The following is a 17,995-nucleotide window of genomic DNA, read 5'->3' on the forward strand; positions in this document are numbered from 1 at the left end:
ATCACAGGACGGTCGGTTGCGGACAGCCACCGAGCCCACACGGATCATGACGCAATGCAGGCTTGACCTAACAAAGAGTGAGAACCCAGCTTGACAGGAAGGCGCATCTCCTACAGGCTCGCCGGGACCCATCGTGCCAAGATCCGCTGAGAACGGCTGCGGAAGGCAGGAGGAACGTCGATGCGGGACGTCCAGAAAGGCCGGAAGTCGTGGCTGGAACGCCTGACCTCACCTCCCGAGTCGGAGGGTGACGACGGCTTTCAGAACGAGCCGCACCCGTTCGAGCGCACCCTTGAGACGGGCGCCCCGCCCTCGCGTGAGCCGAACTTTCCGGAGGGTTTCGAGGCGTTCGCCCCACCAGGGCTTCGCCCGCCGCCGTCTGACGACCTGCGGAGTGCGCCTCCGGAGCGGTCCCACGAGCTGCGAAACAGCTTGCCGAGCGACCGGCCCCACCGGCCCGACCACGCACCAGGTCCGATCTTCGACGCCAAGTCGGAAGACACCATCCGGGTGCCGGCGCCGCTGCCATCGGCTCCGCCCAACGCCGTTCCCTCCAACGCCGCGCCCGCGCCGCGTGATATCTGGGAAGGTCCTGTGACCCCGACCCGCACCGAAGAAACCAACCAGTCCTCTGAGAGTTCGCGGCTGTCGAGCACACCACCGCCGCCCGCGCCGAGCCTCTCGTGGCAGCCCGAGCCGAGCTCCGACCTGCGCAGCAGCTTCACGATCGAGGATTCCGCGCCGGAGCTGTCGGTGACAGTCGACGAGGACGACGAGCTCTCGGGCCCGAGCGAGGCCGAGCAGATCGAGGCCGCCCGCAAGCGTCACATCGACGAGCTGCAGCACCGCTGGTTGGTCACCCAGGCTCAGCTCCTCGACGACCCGAGGGACGCGGTGCGCGAGGCCGGCCTCCTGATCGGCGACGCGATGCAGTTCGTGACCTCGACGTTCACCGACCACCGCGACCGCATCGAACGCGAGTGGAAGAACAACGACAGCATGAGCACCGACGAGCTGCGGATGGTTATGCGGCGTTACCGCAACCTCTTCCAGTACGTCCTGGCCGCGTCTCAGCTGCCGGAACTCTAGAAGTCGGCGCAGACGCGTAGAAGCTCCTCGACGACGCCGTGTGGGCGGGGTTCCACACGGCGTCGTCGTTGTCTGAGCCACGTTGTCCACAAAACAGATACCTCCAGGACGTACGCAGTTGGACCCGACGACTAGGCTTGGACCTCGAAGCCGGCAGACGGTCCAACGATCATGGTGAGCGGAAGAGGCGATTAACGCCGTGGCGTCCCAGTCCTCGCACAACGACCCGCTGTCCCAGTTCGGGACGAACGAGTGGCTCGTCGACGAGATGTACCAGCGCTACCTCAAGGATCCGAACTCCGTCGACAAGGCCTGGTTGGCCTTCTTTCGCGACTATCAACCCGAAAGCAACGGACGCGGTCGCGGCGGCGAAGCAGTGGTCACCAGCGCTCCGAGCAGCCCGGCAGCGGCTCCGTCGAGCAGCCCGCCGCAGCCCTCTGAGAGCGCCGCACCGTCGGCCCAGCGCGCAGCGGTGAGCACACCGTCACGGCCAGCTCCCGCCGCACCCGCCAAGCCGACGCCCACCCCGGCGCCCGCAAAGCCCGCCCCCAGCACGCCGGCGGCACCTGCCAAGCCGGCGCCCGCCAAGCCTGCACCCAGCGCGACTCCTGCCGCCACGGTCGCGCCGGCACAAGCCGAGCTCGTGCCCCTGCGCGGCGCCGCGGCACGTACCGCCAAGAACATGGACGAAAGCCTCACCGTCCCGACGGCCACCAGCGTGCGCCAACTCCCGGTGAAGCTGCTCATCGACAACCGCATCGTCATCAACAACCACCTGGCCCGCTCCCGCGGTGGCAAGGTGAGCTTCACCCACATCATCGGCTACGCGATCGCCAAGGCCGCCCGGTCGATGCCCGAGATGACGTACGCCTACACCGAGGTCGACGGCAAGCCGACCCTGGTCAAGCCGCCTCATCTGGCGCTCGGGCTCGCGATCGACATCCAGAAGAGCGACGGCACCCGTCAGCTCCTGGTGCCCAACATCAAGAACGCCGAGACCCTCGACTTCGCGTCGTTCTGGGGCGCCTACGAGGACGTCGTACGCCGCGCCCGCACCAACAAGCTCACCGTCGCCGACTTCCAGGGCACGACGATCAGCCTCACCAACGTCGGCACGGTCGGCACGACCCACCCGGTCCCGCGCCTCATGTCAGGCCAGAGCGCCATCATCGGTGTCGGCGCGATGCAGTATCCCGCCGAATACCAGGGCGCGGCCGAAGAAACCATGAACCGCCTCGCGGTGAGCAAGGTCATGACGATCACGTCGACCTATGACCACCGCGTCATCCAGGGCGCGCAGTCTGGAGAGTTCCTCCGCCGGGTCCACCAGCTTCTGCTCGGCGACGAAGACTTCTACGACGACATCTTCGCGGCGCTCCGGATCCCCTACGAGCCGGTGCGCTGGGTCTCCGACATCCCGGCGTCGCACGATGACGAGATCGGCAAGCAGGCGCGGGTGCTGGAGCTGATCCACGCCTACCGCGTGCGTGGCCACCTCATCGCCGACACCGACCCGCTCGACTACAAGGTCCGCCGGCACGCCGACCTCGACGTCGTGACGCACGGCCTGACGCTGTGGGACCTCGACCGGGAGTTCGCCACCGGCAGCTTCGGCGGCGGCAAACGGTTCATGATGCTCCGGCACATCCTCGGTCTGCTGCGGGACGCCTACTCCCGCACAATCGGTATCGAGTACATGCACATCCAGGAGCCCGAGGAACGCCGCTGGATCCAGGACCGCGTCGAACGCCCGCAGGACCGCCTGCCCCGCGAGGAGCAGCTCCGTATTCTCGCCAAGCTCAACCAGGCCGAGGCGTTCGAGACGTTCCTCCAGACCAAGTACGTCGGTCAGCGGCGGTTCAGCCTCGAAGGCGGCGAGTCGGCGATCGCATTGCTCGACGAGATCTGCGAGCAGGCCGCGATGGCCGACCTCGACGAGGTCACGATCGGGATGGCGCACCGCGGGCGGCTCAACGTCCTCGCCAACATCGCTGGCAAGAGCCCGGCACACATCTTCCGCGAGTTCGAGGGCAACATCGACCCGCGCACCATCCAGGGCTCCGGTGACGTCAAGTACCACCTCGGCGCGGAGGGTGAGTTCTCCGCCGAGAGCGGCGCCCGGATCAAGGTGTCGGTCGCCGCTAACCCCTCCCATCTCGAGGCGGTCGACCCGGTCCTCGAGGGCATCGCCCGCGCCAAGCAGGACATCCTCAACCTCGGCCTCGAATACCCCGTGCTCCCCGTCCTCGTCCACGGCGACGCGGCGTTCGCCGGACAGGGTGTGGTCGCCGAGACCCTCAACCTCTCGCAGCTGCGCGGCTACCGCACGGGTGGCACGATCCACGTGATCGTCAACAACCAGGTCGGCTTCACCACCTCGCCCACGGCCTCCCGCTCGTCCACCTACTGCACGGACGTCGCGCGGATGGTCCAGGCACCGATCTTCCACGTCAACGGCGACGACCCCGAGGCCTGCATCCGGGTGGCGCGGCTGGCGTTCGAGTACCGCCAGCAGTTCCACAAGGATGTCGTGATCGACGTCATCTGCTACCGCCGGCGTGGTCACAACGAGACCGACGACCCGTCGTTCACTCAGCCGCGCATGTACGACCTGATCGAGCAGAAGCGGTCGGTCCGCAAGCTCTACACCGAGGCTCTGATCGGCCGTGGTGACATCTCCGTCGAGGAGGCCGAGCAGGCGCTGCGCGACTACCAGGAGCGGCTCGAGCGGGTGTTCGCCGAGGTCCGCGCCGCCAAGACCGCACCGCCCGAGGACTACATCACGGTCCCGGAATACCCCGAGAAGCCTGCCGCAGAGCTCCAGACCGCGGTGCCGTTCGAGGTGCTGAAGAAGATCGCCGACGCGCACGTCTCGGCACCGGAAGGGTTCACCGTCCACCCCAAGGTCCTGCCACAGCTCCAGCGCCGGGCGGCCGCGATCACCGAAGGGCCGATCGACTGGGGCACCGCGGAGATCGTGGCGTTCGGCTCCCTGTTGATGGCGGGCCGACCGGTGCGCCTCGCCGGCCAGGACAGTCGCCGGGGGACGTTCGTCCAGCGGTTCGCCACCATCATCGACCGGCAGACCAGCGAGGAGTGGAGCCCGCTCCAGCACCTCGACGACTCGCAGGGGCCCTTCTACGCCTATGACTCGCTGCTCAGCGAGTTCGCGGCGATGGGCTTCGAGTACGGCTACTCCGTGGCCCGTCCCGACGCGCTCGTCTGCTGGGAGGCACAGTTCGGCGACTTCGCCAACGGCGCCCAGACGATCATCGACGAGTTCATCTCGTCAGGCGAGGCAAAGTGGGGCCAGAATTCCGGGGTCGTCCTCCTGCTCCCGCACGGCTATGAGGGCCAGGGGCCCGACCACTCGTCCGCGCGGATCGAGCGGTTCCTGCAGATGGGCGCCGACGGTTCCATGACGATCGCCCAGCCCTCGCTGCCGTCCAACTACTTCCACCTGCTGCGCTGGCACACGCTCGGCGCCGCCCACCGGCCGCTGATCGTCTTCACTCCGAAGTCGATGCTGCGGAACAAGGCCGCGACGAGTCATCCGTCCGAGTTCACCCAGGGCACCTTCCGCCCGGTGATCGGTGACGACACGGTCGACCCGAGCGCGGTCACTCGCGTGTTGCTCAGCTCGGGCAAGATCGGCTGGGAGCTGTTCGCCGAGCGCAAGCGGCTCGAAGGCGACCACCCCCGCACCGCGATCGTCCGTGTGGAGCAGCTGAGCCCGCTTCCGGCGGAGCAGATCAAGGCCGAGCTGGCAAAGTACCCGAACGCCAGCGACGTGCGGTGGGTGCAGGACGAGCCGACCAACCAGGGACCGTGGCCGCACATGGCGCTCAACCTCGTTCCTCAGTTGGACGGCCGCCAGGTCCGTCTGGTCTCGCGTCAGGCCTCCGCCGCCCCCGCGGTGGGCTCCGGCTCCGTGCACCGGACCGAGCAGTCGACGCTGCTCGGCGAGGCGTTCGCCTGACCCAGCCCGCCACCGGAGTTCAGCGTGTACTTCACCGACCGCGGCATCGAGGAGTTGGCCGACCGGCGAGGCGAGGAGGAAGTCAGCCTCGCCTGGTTGGCCAACCGCCTGCAGGAGTTCGTCGATCTCAATCCTGAGTTCGAGACGCCGATCGAACGCCTGGCGACCTGGCTCGCCCGCCTCGACGACGAAGACGAGTGACGGGCCTGCCCGATGGCTGGCGGCTTCGGCGACCGGCGGGCCGTACGCCGAGTCCTCCGCGCTGATCAGGCGGAGGTGAATGCCCGCGCGTGGCCGTTCACGCTGCCCCCGGTCGCGCAGCTGCTTCGCGAGGGATTGGAACTCCCGCCGGGTGTGACGTTCCTGGTCGGCGAGAACGGCACCGGAAAGTCGACGTTGGTCGAGGCGATCGCGATGGCGTTCGGACTCTCCCCTGAGGGCGGATCAACCGGCGCCGCCCACTCGACCCGCTCGACGGAATCCCCACTACACCGGGCCATCCGACTGGAGCGCGGCCTGGGTGCGCCACGATGGGGCTTCTTCCTTCGCGCCGAGACGATGCATGGCTTCTACACCTATCTCGAGGAGAACCCCGGCCGGCGAGCCGAGCGCTTCCACCGGCTGAGCCACGGCGAGTCGTTCATCGAGATCCTGCGTACCCGCTTCGACTCCCCCGGGCTCTACTGCCTCGACGAGCCCGAGTCGGCGCTGTCGTTCTCCTCGTGCCTGGCCCTGATCGGCGTACTCGACGAACTCGCCCGCGGTGGCGGCCAGGTCCTGTGCGCGACACATTCCCCGCTGCTCACCGCCCTTCCCGGTGCGCACATCCTGGAGGTCGGCGACTGGGGCATCCGCCCGGCAGCCTGGGACAACCTGATGCTCGTCGAGCACTGGCGCAGCTACCTCACCGACCCCCGGCGCTACCTCCGCCACGTACTCACTGACTGATCCCTCTGACAACTCGGGCCTCAGCGCGCGAGCCAGGCGCGGGCGGTCCTCGTCAGTTCGACGAAGCCGAGCTTGCTGAACAACGCGAGCTCCGCTTCGGCCTCCGGTGAGGCGTACGCCAACAACCGGTCGACTCGTGCCAGGTGCAGCCACTCAGCCACCTGCCCGAACAGCCAGGTAGCGACGCCACGCCGGCGATAGGCCTCATCGACGTGAAGGTTCCCGATGTCGGCCCAGCGGTCGAGTCGACCCACCCGCTCGGCGTCGGCGAGGCTCTCGACCTCGATGTAGCCGATCTGCCGCTCGCCAAGGTGCGCGGTGAACCGCGTGCCGTTGATGCCAACCGAACGTCGCGCGGCCAGACCGGGGACGGTCGGCTCGCCCGGACGCGGCAGGTTGTCGACCCGAGCGAGTAGGACGACCTCGGTGTCGCCGACGTGGACGAAGCCGGCGCGTTCGTAGATGGCCCGGACGTGCGGCCACACGTCGGGCACACCGTAGATGGACGGCGCTGGCAATGACCCGTCGGCAAACCGCCGGCCGACCTGCCACCGATCGAGCTGGGCCAGGCAGGCCGCCGCGAGCGCATCGCCGACCGCCTGAACGTCTGCCCACGGCGAGTACGGCGACCAGCACACCAGCCAGCGGATCTCCCCGGTGTCGCGGAAACTCTCGCTCACCCGGTCGTCCTTCGGAGGAGATGGGCGGCCGCGACCAGACGCTCGTGCTGATAGGCGACCAGGGTCGCACGTTCGGTGACCCACGGGTCCTGGATGAACTCGCGCGGCTCGCGTTCGAGTTGGTTCAGCACTGCACTGACCGACACGGACATGCCGGGGATGACGGCCTGGATGTGGCCGTTGATCAGGTTGGTGAGCTGCTCGCGGTCGCTGCGACGGAACGGGCGCACCTCGACTGCGGACATGAGCGAACCTCCACGGAAAACGGCGCAGATCGCGCTATCGAATGGAGGCCGCTACCGGTGCGGCACACCGCGAGACTAGCAGTCGACGACTCAACGCGTGAAGACAATCTTGCCGAAGAGGTCGCCCTCGGCCATGGTGGCGAACCCCTTCCGGGCATCGGCGAGCGGCAGCGCCTGATCGATCACCGGTCGTACGCCGGTCTGCTCGCACAGCCGGAGCAGGCTCGCGAGCTCGTCCCGCGTTCCCATCGTCGATCCGACCACCCGCAGCTGCAGGAAGAAGACACGGTTGAGTTCGGCCGGTGGGTTGAACCCGCTGGTCGCGCCGCAGACGACGAGTGTCCCGCCCGGGCGGAGCGACTTCAGCGAGTGGCTCCAGGTCGCCTCGCCCACCGTCTCCATCACGGCGTCCACGCGTTCGGGCAATCGTGTGGCGGGTTCGAACGCCGCGTCCGCGCCCAACTCCGTGACGGCTCGGGTTCGCTTCGACTCAGTCCGGCTCGTCACCCAGACCCGGTAGCCGGCAGCCTTCGCCAGCACGATCAGGGCGGTCGAGACGCCGCCGCCAGCGCCCTGGACCAGGACCGTCCCGCCTGGGCGGAGCCCGGACTGGGTGAAGAGCATGCGGTACGCCGTGAGCCAGGAGGTCGGCAGGCACGCCGCCTCCTCGAAACTGAGCCCGGCCGGCTTGGGTAGCAGATTCGCCCGCGGCACCGCCACCCGCTCGGCGAAGGTGCCCTGATGGCGTTCGGACAGCAACGAACGGTGGGGATCGAGCGTTTCGTCACCGCGCCAGTCAGGGTCGCTGATGACGGCGTGAACGACGACCTCGTTGCCGTCCTCGTCGACACCGGCCGCGTCGCAGCCGAGGATCATCGGCAGCTGCTTCTCCGACAATCCCACCCCACGAAGGGACCACAGGTCGTGGTGGTTCAGCGCGGTCGCGCGTACGTCGACCAGGGTCCATCCATCGGGCCGGTCAGGCTCGGGGCGCTCACCGAGTTCGAGAGCGGCGAGCGGATCAGCGGCGTCAATCCGGGCGGCATAGGCGGCGAACACAGTCTGACCCTACCCAAGCAGACACTCAGATTCGCGAGTTGCCGCTCGGTTGGTCACGTGAACCGGTGAACGAGTGCGGCCAACCCGTTCTGTTTTCGCCTACCAGAGCGACGATCCGGCCGCGATGCAAGGCGAGATTGACATTTCTCGACCGCGCCGAAGATTCGCACGCGAAAACGCCCACCTGCTCGAGGTGGGCGTTTTCGCGTGCGGATCTTCGGCGTAACCCCTTTACCGCCGGGCGAGACCTTCCCGCCGCGCGGTCTCCGCAACGGCCGTGGCCACCGAGGGCACGACCTGCGCGTCGAACGGCGACGGGATGATGCGGTCGGGCGCCAGGTCCTCGCCCACCAGCTCGGCCAGGGCGTTGGCGGCGGCCAGCTTCATTCCCTCACTGATCTGCCGCGCACGGACGTCGAGCGCTCCACGGAACACACCAGGGAACGCGAGAACGTTGTTGATCTGGTTCGGGTAGTCAGAACGCCCGGTGGCGACGACGGCCGCGTGCCGGGCAGCGATGTCCGGATGGACCTCGGGCGTGGGATTAGCCAGGGCGAAGACGATGGAGTCGGCCGCCATCGCGGCGATCGCCTCCTCCGCGACCTCACCGCCGGAGACACCGATGAAGATGTCGGCACCCGCCAGCACGTCCGCGAGAGAGCCAGAACGGCCTTCCGGATTGGTCGTCTCGGCGAGCACGCGTTTGACCGGGCTGAGGTCGGTGCGATTCAGGTGGATCGCACCGCCGCGGTCGGTGACCACGATGTCTTCGATACCGGAGGCCAGCAGGATCTCCGCGACGGCCACGCCAGCAGCGCCGGCGCCGGAGATCACGACCCGAGCGTCGATCGGCTTCCGGCCGGTCAACTCGAGTGCGTTGGTGAGTGCCGCGAGCACCACGATGGCGGTGCCATGCTGATCGTCGTGGAAGACCGGGATGTCGAGCCGGTCGCGCAGACGGCGTTCGACTTCGAAGCACCGCGGCGCGGAGATGTCCTCGAGGTTGATCCCACCGAACGCCGGTGCCAGGCGTACGACCGTCTCGACCAGCTCGTCGACGTCAGTGCACGCGAGGCAGATCGGCACCGCGTCGACGCCGCCGAACTTCTTGAAAAGAAGGGCTTTGCCCTCCATCACGGGAAGTGCGGCTTCGGGGCCGATGTCGCCAAGCCCGAGCACCGCGGTGCCATCGGTGACGACCGCGACGGTGCGGGACTTCCAGGTGTAGTCGTGAACGAGGTCGGGTTGCTCCGCGATTGCCGTGCACACCCGGGCCACACCTGGGGTGTACGCGAGTGAGAGATCATCGCGCCCACGCAGGGGTACGGCCGAGGCGACCTCGAGTTTTCCGCCGCGGTGGAACGCATACGCCGGGTCGATGTCATCTGACTCAATCGAGGCAGCCACCGAACTCACCGGCATGGAAGGTGACGGGACGAATGGATCGGTCAAAGGCTCTGCAGACATTCGGGGACCCTGAGGTAGGTGAACGGTGCGGCCAGGCATCGCCCGGCCGGTTAACCGTGGACGGATCGGGACAACGCCCTCGACGACCAGGTCCGGGTCGGTCGCGGTGCCAAACGGGGGTCGCCCGTATGAGCAAGAGTCTGTCATACCATGTGTCGACCTCGCGGGGCACAACTGGTAACACCTCTGCACTCAGGGTTACCGGCCGGCACACAAACGGCACCAGATGATGGCGCTTGACGTGTAACCGGAACGGAACTCCGAGATGCCACCGTCAGGACACCATGCCCGCCCGGCATGGACTTATAGAGCCCGATCTGACCCTAGAAGGACGTAGTCATGACCAGGCAGCTCACCCGTCGCGCGCTTGCGTCGTGCGCCGCGATCTTGGCAGTCACCTCCGCGCTCGCGGCCTGTGGCAACACCACTACGGACGGCGGCGCGAGTTCCAAGCCCACGAGCACGACCACGGCCGAAGCCTCGCTCGCTTCCCTGGTGCCCGATGCCATCAAGTCCGACGGAGCCATCCGGGTCGGGACAGACGCGTCATACGCACCAAACGAATTCCTCGACGCCGACGGCAAGACCGTGATCGGTATGGACGTCGAAATCTTCGACGCGATCGCCGCGAAGCTGGGCCTTAAAGTCCAGTGGGTGCCGTCGCAGTTCGGCGACATCATCCCGGGCGTGCAGTCCGGCAAGTACGAAGCGGGCGTCTCGTCGTTCACGATCAATGACGAACGCAAGCAGCAGACGCTGATGATCTCCTACTTCAACTCGCCCATCCAGTGGGTGACCGCCAAGGGCAACCCCAAGAAGGTCTCCCTCGACAACGCCTGCGGCCTGCGGATCGGCGTCCAGAAGGACACCGTTGAGGTGCCTGACCTCCAGGAGCGGTCGAAGGCCTGCGAGTCCGCCGGCAAGTCCGCCATCCAACTCGACCAGAACCCCGACCAGGGCCTGGTCACCACCAGCGTCGTCACCGGCAAGAACGACGCCATGACCGCCGACCTGCCGATCGCGGTGTACGCCGTGGCGCAGAGCCAGGGCAAGCTCGAGATCCTCGGTGAGCCGTACGGCAATGCCCCCTACGGCATCACCGTCAACAAGGACGAGGACAAGTTCGCCGAGGCGATCCAGAAGGCGACGCAAGCCATCATTGACGACGGCACGTACGCCAAGATCCTCACCAAGTGGGGTAACGACAAGGGCGCGATCACCACCGACCAGGTGCAGGTCAACCCGTCGGTGTCATGAGCGACATCGTCAATACGACCACCACCGAGCGGCCCGACGCCCTCAGGGCGGTGCCGGTCCGGCACCCCGGGCGTTGGGTCGCCACGGCGGTCATCCTCGTCCTCGTCGCGATGTTCGCGCACATGGTGCTGACGAACGACGCGTTCCAATGGGGCTTCATGGCGAAGAACGCGTTCGCCGGACCAGTCCTCGAGGGTGCCCGCAACACCGTGCTCCTCACGGTCGTCTCGATGGCGATCGGTATCGCCATGGGCGTCATCCTGGCGATCATGCGGTCGTCGACCAACCCGATCCTCGCCAGCATCGCGTGGGTCTACATCTGGTTCTTCCGCGCCGTTCCCCGGGTCGTCCTGCTGGTGTTGTTCGGGAACCTCGGAATTCTCTATGCCCGCTTCGAGATCGGGATTCCGTTCGACTGGCTGATCGCCGACCTTCTCAACATCGACCTGAGCGGAAGGTTCTTCGGCTTCGACGCCCGCACGCTGATCAGCGGGTTCGTCGCCGCGACGCTCGGCCTGGCCCTGTCGGAGGCCGCGTACATGGCCGAGATCGTCCGGGCCGGCATGCAGTCGATCCCGCAAGGTCAGGTTGACGCCGCGGAGTCGCTCGGCATGTCGCGCTCGCTCACCCTGCGCCGGATCATCCTGCCGCAGGCGATGCGGGTGATCATCCCACCGACAGGCAACGAAACGATCGCCATGATCAAGGACACCGCCCTGGTGGCCTACGTGCCGGCGTACGAACTCTGGTTCCAGCTGCAGGGCATCGGCAGCCGTACCTTCCAGGTCTTCCCGATGCTGGTTGCCGCGTGCCTGTGGTACCTCGCGCTCACGAGCGTCCTGATGGTGGTCCAACACTTCATCGAACGACACTTCACCAAGGGCTCCCGCACCGACTCGGCGCGGCTGCGACTGGCCCGCGGCGGGGCAGGCGGTGCATGACAATGGACGTAGGTATTCCCAGCACCGCCGGTCCGATGGTGAAGGCGGAAGGCGTTCACAAGCGGTTCGGCCGGCACGAGGTGTTGAAGGGCGTCAACCTGGAGGTCGCGACCGGCGAGGTCTGCTGCGTCATCGGGCCGTCCGGGTCGGGCAAGTCGACTTTCCTCCGCTGCATCAACCACCTGGAAAAGATCGACAACGGCCGGCTGTGGGTTGACGGGCAGCTGGTGGGCTACGTGCAGCGTGGCGAGAAGCTGTACGAACGCAAGCCGCGCGACGTCGCGGCCCAGCGGCGCGAGATCGGCATGGTCTTCCAGCAGTTCAACCTCTTCCCGCACATGACGGCGCTCGAGAACGTCATGGAGGCGCCCGTCCGGGTACGCAGGGAAACCCGGGCAACCGCCCGTGAACACGGCGTACGCCTCCTCGATCGGGTCGGGCTGGCCAGCCACCTCGACAAATACCCCACCCAACTCTCGGGCGGCCAACAGCAGCGGGTCGCGATCGCCCGTGCGCTTGCCATGCGCCCGAAGCTCATGTTGTTCGACGAGCCCACGTCGGCGCTCGACCCCGAACTCGTCGGCGAGGTCCTTGACGTCATGCGCCAACTCGCCCTTGACGGCATGACAATGGTGGTCGTCACGCACGAGATGGGCTTCGCGCGGGACGTGGGCGACACGGTCGTCTTCATGGATGACGGCGCGGTCATCGAGTCGGGCAACCCGCAGGACGTCCTTGCCAACCCCCGGCACGAACGCACCCGAGCCTTCCTGCAGCGCGTCCTGTCACCAACGCCCAAGCCTTCCTGACCCACAGCAAAGCGGACGGGCCTGCCGAGTTGCCCCTTGCCCCGGAGAACCAAGCCATGGCGCCCGGGTGTGCGGGCACGGTGACGATGTGCTAGCCCATGTGAGGGTCCAAATGATCACGTATACGTGATCATTTGGCCGCCGAGGGGAGCCGCAAGAATGTCGCGGCGACGAGCCGCCTGGGCGCAGGTGCCAGAGACGGCGACAAGGAACCGCTGACGCAGGACACGAGATCAGCGTGCCCGCACTCGACCGCGTCGAAGGTGCCGGGCGACGGCGTTGAGGAGTCGGAACCGGTTGACGACAACCGCGACGAGGTCGCCGGGCGGCACCGCGCCCACCTGCCAGGAGTCCACCCCCTCGCGCGGGTTGTCGCGCTCCACCCACCAGCCCTCCGGCTCCCGCCGGACGAGCCGCTTGACCGAAAGAGGGCGCCCACCTGGTAGCCGGACCAGCACCAGGTCACCCGGGCGGGCGTCGCCGACGTACTTCACCAGCAGCCGGTCGCCGTCCCAGAGGGTTGGTTGCATCGAGCGTCCGCGGACGATCGCCAACCCGAACCGCGGCACAAGATCCCCCTCCGTCGACGTTTGGATCGAGGAGTAGTGTCGCAAGAAGTTCAAAAGAACCGAAGAAGGACGTCATTCAGGCACGGTTCGGAAGGAAGGACGAGGGATGCTTTCGCGTCTGATCGCACCGGCGGTGGAAGTCTCGGCGCACTGTGACCTGCCGTGCGGGGTCTACGACCCGGCACAGGCACGGATCGAGGCGCAGTCGGTCAAGGCGATCATCGAGAAGTACCACGCCAGCGACGACGCTGAGTTCAGGACGCGTGCGCTGATCATCAAGGAGGAGCGGTCCCAGCTGGTCAAGCACCACCTGTGGGTGCTCTGGACCGACTACTTCAAGCCGCCGCACTTTGAGAAGTACCCCCAGCTGCACGCGCTGTTCAACGAAGCGACCAAGCTCGCCGGGGCCTCGGGCACCAAGGGGTCCCTCGACGCGGCGGTCGGCGACCAGCTGCTCGCCAAGATCGACGAGATCGCCGAGATCTTCTGGGAGACCAAGAAGGCCTGAGCATGGCTCCGGTCACCGATGCCCTGGCATCGCACCGACTTGTCACCGCCGACGTGCCCGTCCCCTTCGGGGGCCGGGCACGTCGTGTTCTGGCGTCGCATGTGCCCCAAGTCATGACGCGGCGCAACCTAATCCATACCTTGCGTCCGCAATCGGCCGCCGCACGATAGTCTCCGGGCGTACGGTGGGGCTGTCTTGAGGACGACCAGACGGTGGAGGAGCACCCTGTGACCGATGTACCCGAGAGCGCCACGGCAGCGCGGGGCGATCACGAGAGGGACGTCGTCGAACTCGGCGTACCAGCCCGGACTGCCTACGTCTCGGTGCTTCGGACGACCGCGGCGGCACTGGCCGCGCGTCTCGACTTCACTCTCGACGAGATCGAGGACCTGAGGATCGCCGTCGACGAGGCCAGCGCACTCCTGCTCACCCAGGCGATCGCCGGCTCGCAGCTGTCCTGCCGCTTCGAGCTCTACGACAGCGAACTCGCGGTGGCGGTCTCGGTCCAGTCACGCAACCCGCGCGTTCCCGCTCGCAACTCCTTCGCCTGGACGGTCCTCACCGCGCTGGCGGGACATGTCGACACCATCATCGACTCTGAGGAGGGCCGGGCGACGGTCACCCTCACCAAGCGGGGCGAAGCCGCCGGCTCAGCCCGTTCGATGGTCTCCGGTGAGGTGCGCACCCTCGAGGACGCCCGCAACTCCCGCGCCCGCGACCGCCAGGGCACGAGCGAGCCGGACGCCTCGGTCAACGACAACGCTGCCTCGGCGGGCGGCACGGGTTCGTCCGGGCTGCCGCCGATGGGATCGGGCGCGGTAGACCAGTGATCGAGCATCCCGTACGAAGCGACCGGGGGGCGGCAGTGGACGACCTTCCCGGTCGGGCGAGCGTTAGCGACACCCGGATGCTCACGCGGGAGCTGTTCGAGCAACTTCGCCGGCTCCCACCCGACGACTCGCGCCGCGCCAAGATCCGCGACCGGCTCGTCGAGATGCACCTCCCCCTCGTCGAACACCTCGCCCGGCGCTTCCGCAACCGCGGCGAGCCCCTCGACGATCTCGTCCAGGTCGGCACCATCGGTCTCATCAAGTCGGTCGACCGGTTCGACGCCGAGCGGGGTGTGGAGTTCTCCACGTACGCCACACCGACCATCGTGGGTGAGCTCAAGCGACACTTCCGAGACCGCGGCTGGGCGATCCGCGTACCCCGCCGACTGCAGGAGCTCCGCCTCTCCCTCGCCACCGTCACCGGCGACCTCACCCAAGAACTCGGACGAGCCCCGACAGTGGGTGAGCTCTCGGGCAAGCTGGGTGTCCGTGAAGAAGAGGTGCTGGAGGGCCTCGAGTCGGCCAACGCCTACAGCACCCTCTCCCTCGACGCACCCGACCAGGGCCAGGACGACGCGCCCGCCGTGGTCGACTCGCTCGGCAGCGTGGACGAAGCGCTGGAGGGCGTTGAGTATCGCGAGGCGCTCCGGCCACTCCTCAGCCAGCTTCCCGACCGGGAGAAGCGCATCCTGCTGTTGCGGTTCTTCCGCGGGATGACGCAGTCCCAGATCGCCGCCGAGGTCGGGATCTCGCAGATGCACGTGTCGAGGCTGCTCTCCCGCACCCTGGCCCAGCTCCGGGAACGCCTCCTGCAGGACTAGGCGCGGACGATTCCGTCATTCCCGGAACAACGCGGTCGAGGCCGGCGCCAGGACCAGTACGAGAGTCGCGACCGCGGCGGCGAGCATGCCCTCCCCCACAGCCGTGGTCGCGCTGCCCCGGACGAACTCGACGCCGAGCAGCAGGAGGATCAGTTGCGCGGCGACGGTGGGGCCACGGCTCCAGCGCCGGGCACGTGAGAGGCCCCACGCCAGGCCGGCCAGCCCAGCCCCGGCCGCGAGCACGAACACCCCACTGCCCAAGGCGATGGCGATCCCGCGCGGATGTTGCAGCAGGGCCTCGACCACGAGCCAGCACCCGGCGGCAACCGCGCCCAGGGCCTCAAGCGCCACGACGGCGGCCGCGGCGTACAACGTTTTCGGCACCCGCCGACCACCGTGGACGGAAGGCTCCGGCGGCGGACTCGACGCCTGCTCGGTTTTGGTCCGCCGCGAGCGGGTACGCCGATTTGTCATGCTCGAAGGCTACCGAGACGGCGAGCAGGAGAAGGCACCGCAGCGCCGGCCCGCCAGTACGGCATGTACGCTGACGGGTTCGGCGAGTCGCAATGACGTCCGATATCCGGATTCGTTACCCTGCGTAAGTCTTCGATCTACTCTGTGACGTAACTGACATCGACTTTTCCAGGGGTTAACACGGAAAGGGTCTTGTGTATCGCTGACATAGTTGAAACTATCGAGCCTGCAGAGAGGCGCGGCACCCAACCGGTGCAAGCGCCGGGGGCTGACGCAAGCGATCACAATCCGTGTGGGCGCCGCTGGGAGAGTGGCGTGAGCATGCCTTCGCGCGGGCGATCGTGAAAGTGTTCACACAGCAGAAGTTATTAACCAGCCTTGCGTAGTCGGTGGAGACCGACACGCGCGAACCGAGGAGTGAAGCCTTGATGGACTGGCGCCACCGGGCCGCCTGCCGGGACGAGGACCCTGAACTGTTCTTCCCGATCGGGAACACAGGTCCTGCACTCCTGCAGATTGAGGAGGCCAAGGCGGTTTGCCGTCGGTGTGATGTCGTTGACCTCTGTCTGCAGTGGGCCCTCGAGACTGGACAAGACGCCGGTGTTTGGGGCGGCATGAGCGAGGAAGAACGACGGGCGCTCAAGCGACGCGCCGCTCGTTCCCGTGCCCGCATCATCTGACTGCGAAGCTTTTGTGGGGAGGCCCTGGCCATTGGCTTGGGCCTCCCCGCATCTGTGCCCCGACCACGAGCTGTCCTGAGAAGTTCTGTTCGGAACGGGCGTTCAGAGGCCTACGTCGGGGATGTCCACGACCACCCGAGTGCCTTTGCCCTCGCGTCCAGGCCCGATCGTGAGCTGTCCGCCAAGTTCGCTTTCGACCAGGGTCCGGACGATCTGCAGCCCAAGCCGACCAGACACCTCGAGGTCGAAGTCATCGGGAAGCCCTCGCCCGTCGTCCTCGACGACGACCCGTAGCTTCCCGTCCTGCCGATCGCCCACGACCTCCACCCGACCGCCGGAACGCCCAACGCCATGCTGGACGGCGTTCTGAGCCACCTCAGTAATAACCATCGCGAGCGGCGTCGCCGTTTCGGCGTCGAGCATCCCGAAGGAACCCTTGCGCCGCGGAACCACCCGGGTCTCCGGAATCGACACCTCCGCGACCATTGCGAGGACCCGATCGGCCACCTCGTCGAAGTCGACGCGTTCCTCGAAGGCAGTGGACAAAGTCTCGTGCACGATCGCGATCGTCCCGACCCGGCGTACGGCTTCCTCCAGTGCCTCGCGGCCACCAGTCGTGCCAAGCCGGCGAGCCTGCAGGCGTAACAGCGCCGCCACCGTCTGCAAGTTGTTCTTGACACGGTGGTGGATCTCGCGGATCGTCGCTTCTTTCGTGAGGAGTTCGCGTTCCCGCCGGCGCAGGTCGGTCACGTCACGGAGCAGGACGAGTGCACCCGCGGGCGCGCCCTTGGGCACCAGCGGAATCACCCGCATGCTGACGACCGCGGCGCCGCTCTCGATCTCCGTCTCACGAGGCGCGCGACCGGAAATGAGTGCCGAGATCGCTTCGTCGACAGGCCTCCTCGACGGAGGCAACAGCTCGGCAGTGGTCGTCCCAAGGTGGCAGCCGAGGAGATCGCCCGTGAGGCCAAGGCGACGGTACGCCGACTGGGCGTTGGGGCTCGCATAGGTGACGATCCCGTCGGGATCCAACCGGGCCAGGCCATCGCCCACCCGGGGCGCGGAGTCGAGGTCGACCCGCTCGCCGGGAAGCGGGAACGCACCGTCCACGATCATCTGGGCGAGATCGGTGGCGGTCTTGAGGTACGTCAACTCCAAACGGCTCGGCGTACGGACCGAAAGAAGGTTCGTGTTGCGGGTGATGACGCCAAGAACCCGATCACAGCGACGGACCGGAATGCTCTCGATGCGGACCGGCACCTCGTCACGCCATTCCGGGTCGCCCTCGCGGCAGATCCGGCCCTCGTCGAAGGCCGCATCGAGTAACGAACGCCGGCCACGGGGAACGAACGACCCCACGAGATCGTCAAGGTGGGCGGTAGGTCCGGTGGTGGGACGCATCTGGGCGCACGCCCAGAAGCCGAGACCCTCCCGGTCCGGCACCCACAACACAAGGTCGGCGAACGACAGGTCGGCCAGCATCTGCCACTCGGCCACGAGCCGGTGCAGCCATTCACGGTCCACGTCGCCAAGATCGGTGTACTGGCGTACGACATCGTCAAGAGAGGGCACGCCGAGAGCGTATCTCCGTCGAACACCCGTCCTCACAGGGTGCGGCGGCTCGCTCACGTCCAGCGCC

The 17,995-nt window shown here is 67.3% G+C and carries 18 protein-coding genes; 11 read left to right on the top strand and 7 right to left on the bottom strand.

Annotated elements, in window-relative coordinates; genetic code table 11:
- Positions 1-180 precede the first annotated feature (180 nt).
- From B141_RS45600 to B141_RS0113945, 4 genes are all read left to right on the top strand, one after another.
- The gene (locus B141_RS45600; RefSeq protein ID WP_020575790.1) at positions 181-1,089 is read left to right on the top strand and encodes a hypothetical protein; all 909 of its coding nucleotides are present in this window, start codon (positions 181-183) and stop codon (positions 1,087-1,089) included.
- Between the two features lie 199 nt (positions 1,090-1,288).
- Positions 1,289-5,068 (top strand): multifunctional oxoglutarate decarboxylase/oxoglutarate dehydrogenase thiamine pyrophosphate-binding subunit/dihydrolipoyllysine-residue succinyltransferase subunit, encoded by a 3,780-nt coding sequence (locus tag B141_RS0113935; RefSeq protein ID WP_020575791.1) that lies wholly within the window; start codon positions 1,289-1,291, stop codon positions 5,066-5,068.
- 24 nt (positions 5,069-5,092) lie between these two features.
- A complete protein-coding gene (locus B141_RS50290; protein ID WP_020575792.1) occupies positions 5,093-5,269 on the top strand; it encodes a DUF6104 family protein in 177 nt (58 codons plus the stop codon).
- A gap of 12 nt (positions 5,270-5,281) precedes the next feature.
- The gene (locus B141_RS0113945) at positions 5,282-6,016 is read left to right on the top strand and encodes an AAA family ATPase (RefSeq protein WP_020575793.1); all 735 of its coding nucleotides are present in this window, start codon (positions 5,282-5,284) and stop codon (positions 6,014-6,016) included.
- Positions 6,017-6,036: 20 nt separating this feature from the next.
- Here B141_RS0113945 and B141_RS40565 read toward each other — a convergent pair whose 3' ends face one another.
- From B141_RS40565 to B141_RS0113960, 4 genes are all read right to left on the bottom strand, one after another.
- On the bottom strand, positions 6,037-6,696 hold the full coding sequence (locus B141_RS40565; RefSeq protein ID WP_202805771.1) for a GNAT family N-acetyltransferase: 660 nt from the start codon (positions 6,694-6,696) through the stop codon (positions 6,037-6,039).
- The gene (locus tag B141_RS50690) at positions 6,693-6,941 is read right to left on the bottom strand and encodes a hypothetical protein (protein ID WP_202805772.1); all 249 of its coding nucleotides are present in this window, start codon (positions 6,939-6,941) and stop codon (positions 6,693-6,695) included. Before B141_RS50690 ends, B141_RS40565 begins: the two co-directional genes overlap by 4 nt.
- A 90-nt stretch (positions 6,942-7,031) precedes the next feature.
- A complete protein-coding gene (locus tag B141_RS0113955; RefSeq protein WP_020575794.1) occupies positions 7,032-8,000 on the bottom strand; it encodes a zinc-binding dehydrogenase in 969 nt (322 codons plus the stop codon).
- A 231-nt stretch (positions 8,001-8,231) separates the two neighbouring features.
- On the bottom strand, positions 8,232-9,422 hold the full coding sequence (locus B141_RS0113960; RefSeq protein WP_020575795.1) for an NAD(P)-dependent malic enzyme: 1,191 nt from the start codon (positions 9,420-9,422) through the stop codon (positions 8,232-8,234).
- Between the two features lie 384 nt (positions 9,423-9,806).
- On the opposite strand from B141_RS0113960, the gene B141_RS0113965 reads away from it, so the two are divergent.
- The 3 genes from B141_RS0113965 to B141_RS0113975 are packed head-to-tail and all read left to right on the top strand — an operon-like array spanning position 9,807 to position 12,474.
- Entirely contained in the window at positions 9,807-10,724 is a 918-nt protein-coding gene (locus tag B141_RS0113965; RefSeq protein WP_020575796.1) for an ABC transporter substrate-binding protein, read from the top strand.
- On the top strand, positions 10,721-11,665 hold the full coding sequence (locus B141_RS0113970) for an amino acid ABC transporter permease (RefSeq protein WP_020575797.1): 945 nt from the start codon (positions 10,721-10,723) through the stop codon (positions 11,663-11,665). The genes B141_RS0113965 and B141_RS0113970 overlap by 4 nt, the downstream gene beginning before the upstream one ends.
- A complete protein-coding gene (locus tag B141_RS0113975) occupies positions 11,662-12,474 on the top strand; it encodes an ATP-binding cassette domain-containing protein (protein ID WP_040421251.1) in 813 nt (270 codons plus the stop codon). The genes B141_RS0113970 and B141_RS0113975 overlap by 4 nt, the downstream gene beginning before the upstream one ends.
- Before the next feature lie 233 nt (positions 12,475-12,707).
- Here B141_RS0113975 and B141_RS0113980 read toward each other — a convergent pair whose 3' ends face one another.
- Entirely contained in the window at positions 12,708-13,043 is a 336-nt protein-coding gene (locus B141_RS0113980) for a S24 family peptidase (protein WP_020575799.1), read from the bottom strand.
- A 106-nt stretch (positions 13,044-13,149) separates the two neighbouring features.
- Here B141_RS0113980 and sodN point away from each other — a divergent pair, with 106 nt between their 5' ends.
- The 3 genes from sodN to B141_RS0113995 all read left to right on the top strand — a co-directional run bounded on the left by sodN (position 13,150) and on the right by B141_RS0113995 (position 15,202).
- Complete coding sequence (gene sodN / locus B141_RS0113985) at positions 13,150-13,551, top strand: superoxide dismutase, Ni (protein ID WP_020575800.1); 402 nt, start codon at positions 13,150-13,152, stop codon at positions 13,549-13,551.
- A gap of 227 nt (positions 13,552-13,778) precedes the next feature.
- Positions 13,779-14,381, top strand: coding sequence for an ATP-binding protein (locus B141_RS40570; RefSeq protein ID WP_020575801.1), 603 nt, complete (start codon positions 13,779-13,781; stop codon positions 14,379-14,381).
- A 35-nt stretch (positions 14,382-14,416) separates the two neighbouring features.
- Complete coding sequence (locus tag B141_RS0113995) at positions 14,417-15,202, top strand: RNA polymerase sigma factor SigF (RefSeq protein WP_020575802.1); 786 nt, start codon at positions 14,417-14,419, stop codon at positions 15,200-15,202.
- Positions 15,203-15,217: 15 nt separating this feature from the next.
- Here B141_RS0113995 and B141_RS0114000 read toward each other — a convergent pair whose 3' ends face one another.
- Positions 15,218-15,676 (bottom strand): hypothetical protein, encoded by a 459-nt coding sequence (locus B141_RS0114000; protein WP_157181007.1) that lies wholly within the window; start codon positions 15,674-15,676, stop codon positions 15,218-15,220.
- A 428-nt stretch (positions 15,677-16,104) separates the two neighbouring features.
- On the opposite strand from B141_RS0114000, the gene B141_RS0114005 reads away from it, so the two are divergent.
- The gene (locus B141_RS0114005) at positions 16,105-16,356 is read left to right on the top strand and encodes a WhiB family transcriptional regulator (RefSeq protein WP_020575804.1); all 252 of its coding nucleotides are present in this window, start codon (positions 16,105-16,107) and stop codon (positions 16,354-16,356) included.
- Between the two features lie 102 nt (positions 16,357-16,458).
- On the opposite strand, the gene B141_RS0114010 is transcribed toward B141_RS0114005, so the two are convergent.
- Positions 16,459-17,928 carry a PAS domain-containing sensor histidine kinase gene (locus tag B141_RS0114010; RefSeq protein ID WP_020575805.1) on the bottom strand — a complete coding sequence of 490 codons (1,470 nt, stop codon included), beginning with the start codon at positions 17,926-17,928 and terminating at the stop codon, positions 16,459-16,461.
- Positions 17,929-17,995: the final 67 nt, after the last annotated feature.

This window comes from Actinopolymorpha alba DSM 45243, assembly GCF_000373925.1.
GTDB classification, from domain to species: domain Bacteria; phylum Actinomycetota; class Actinomycetes; order Propionibacteriales; family Actinopolymorphaceae; genus Actinopolymorpha; species Actinopolymorpha alba.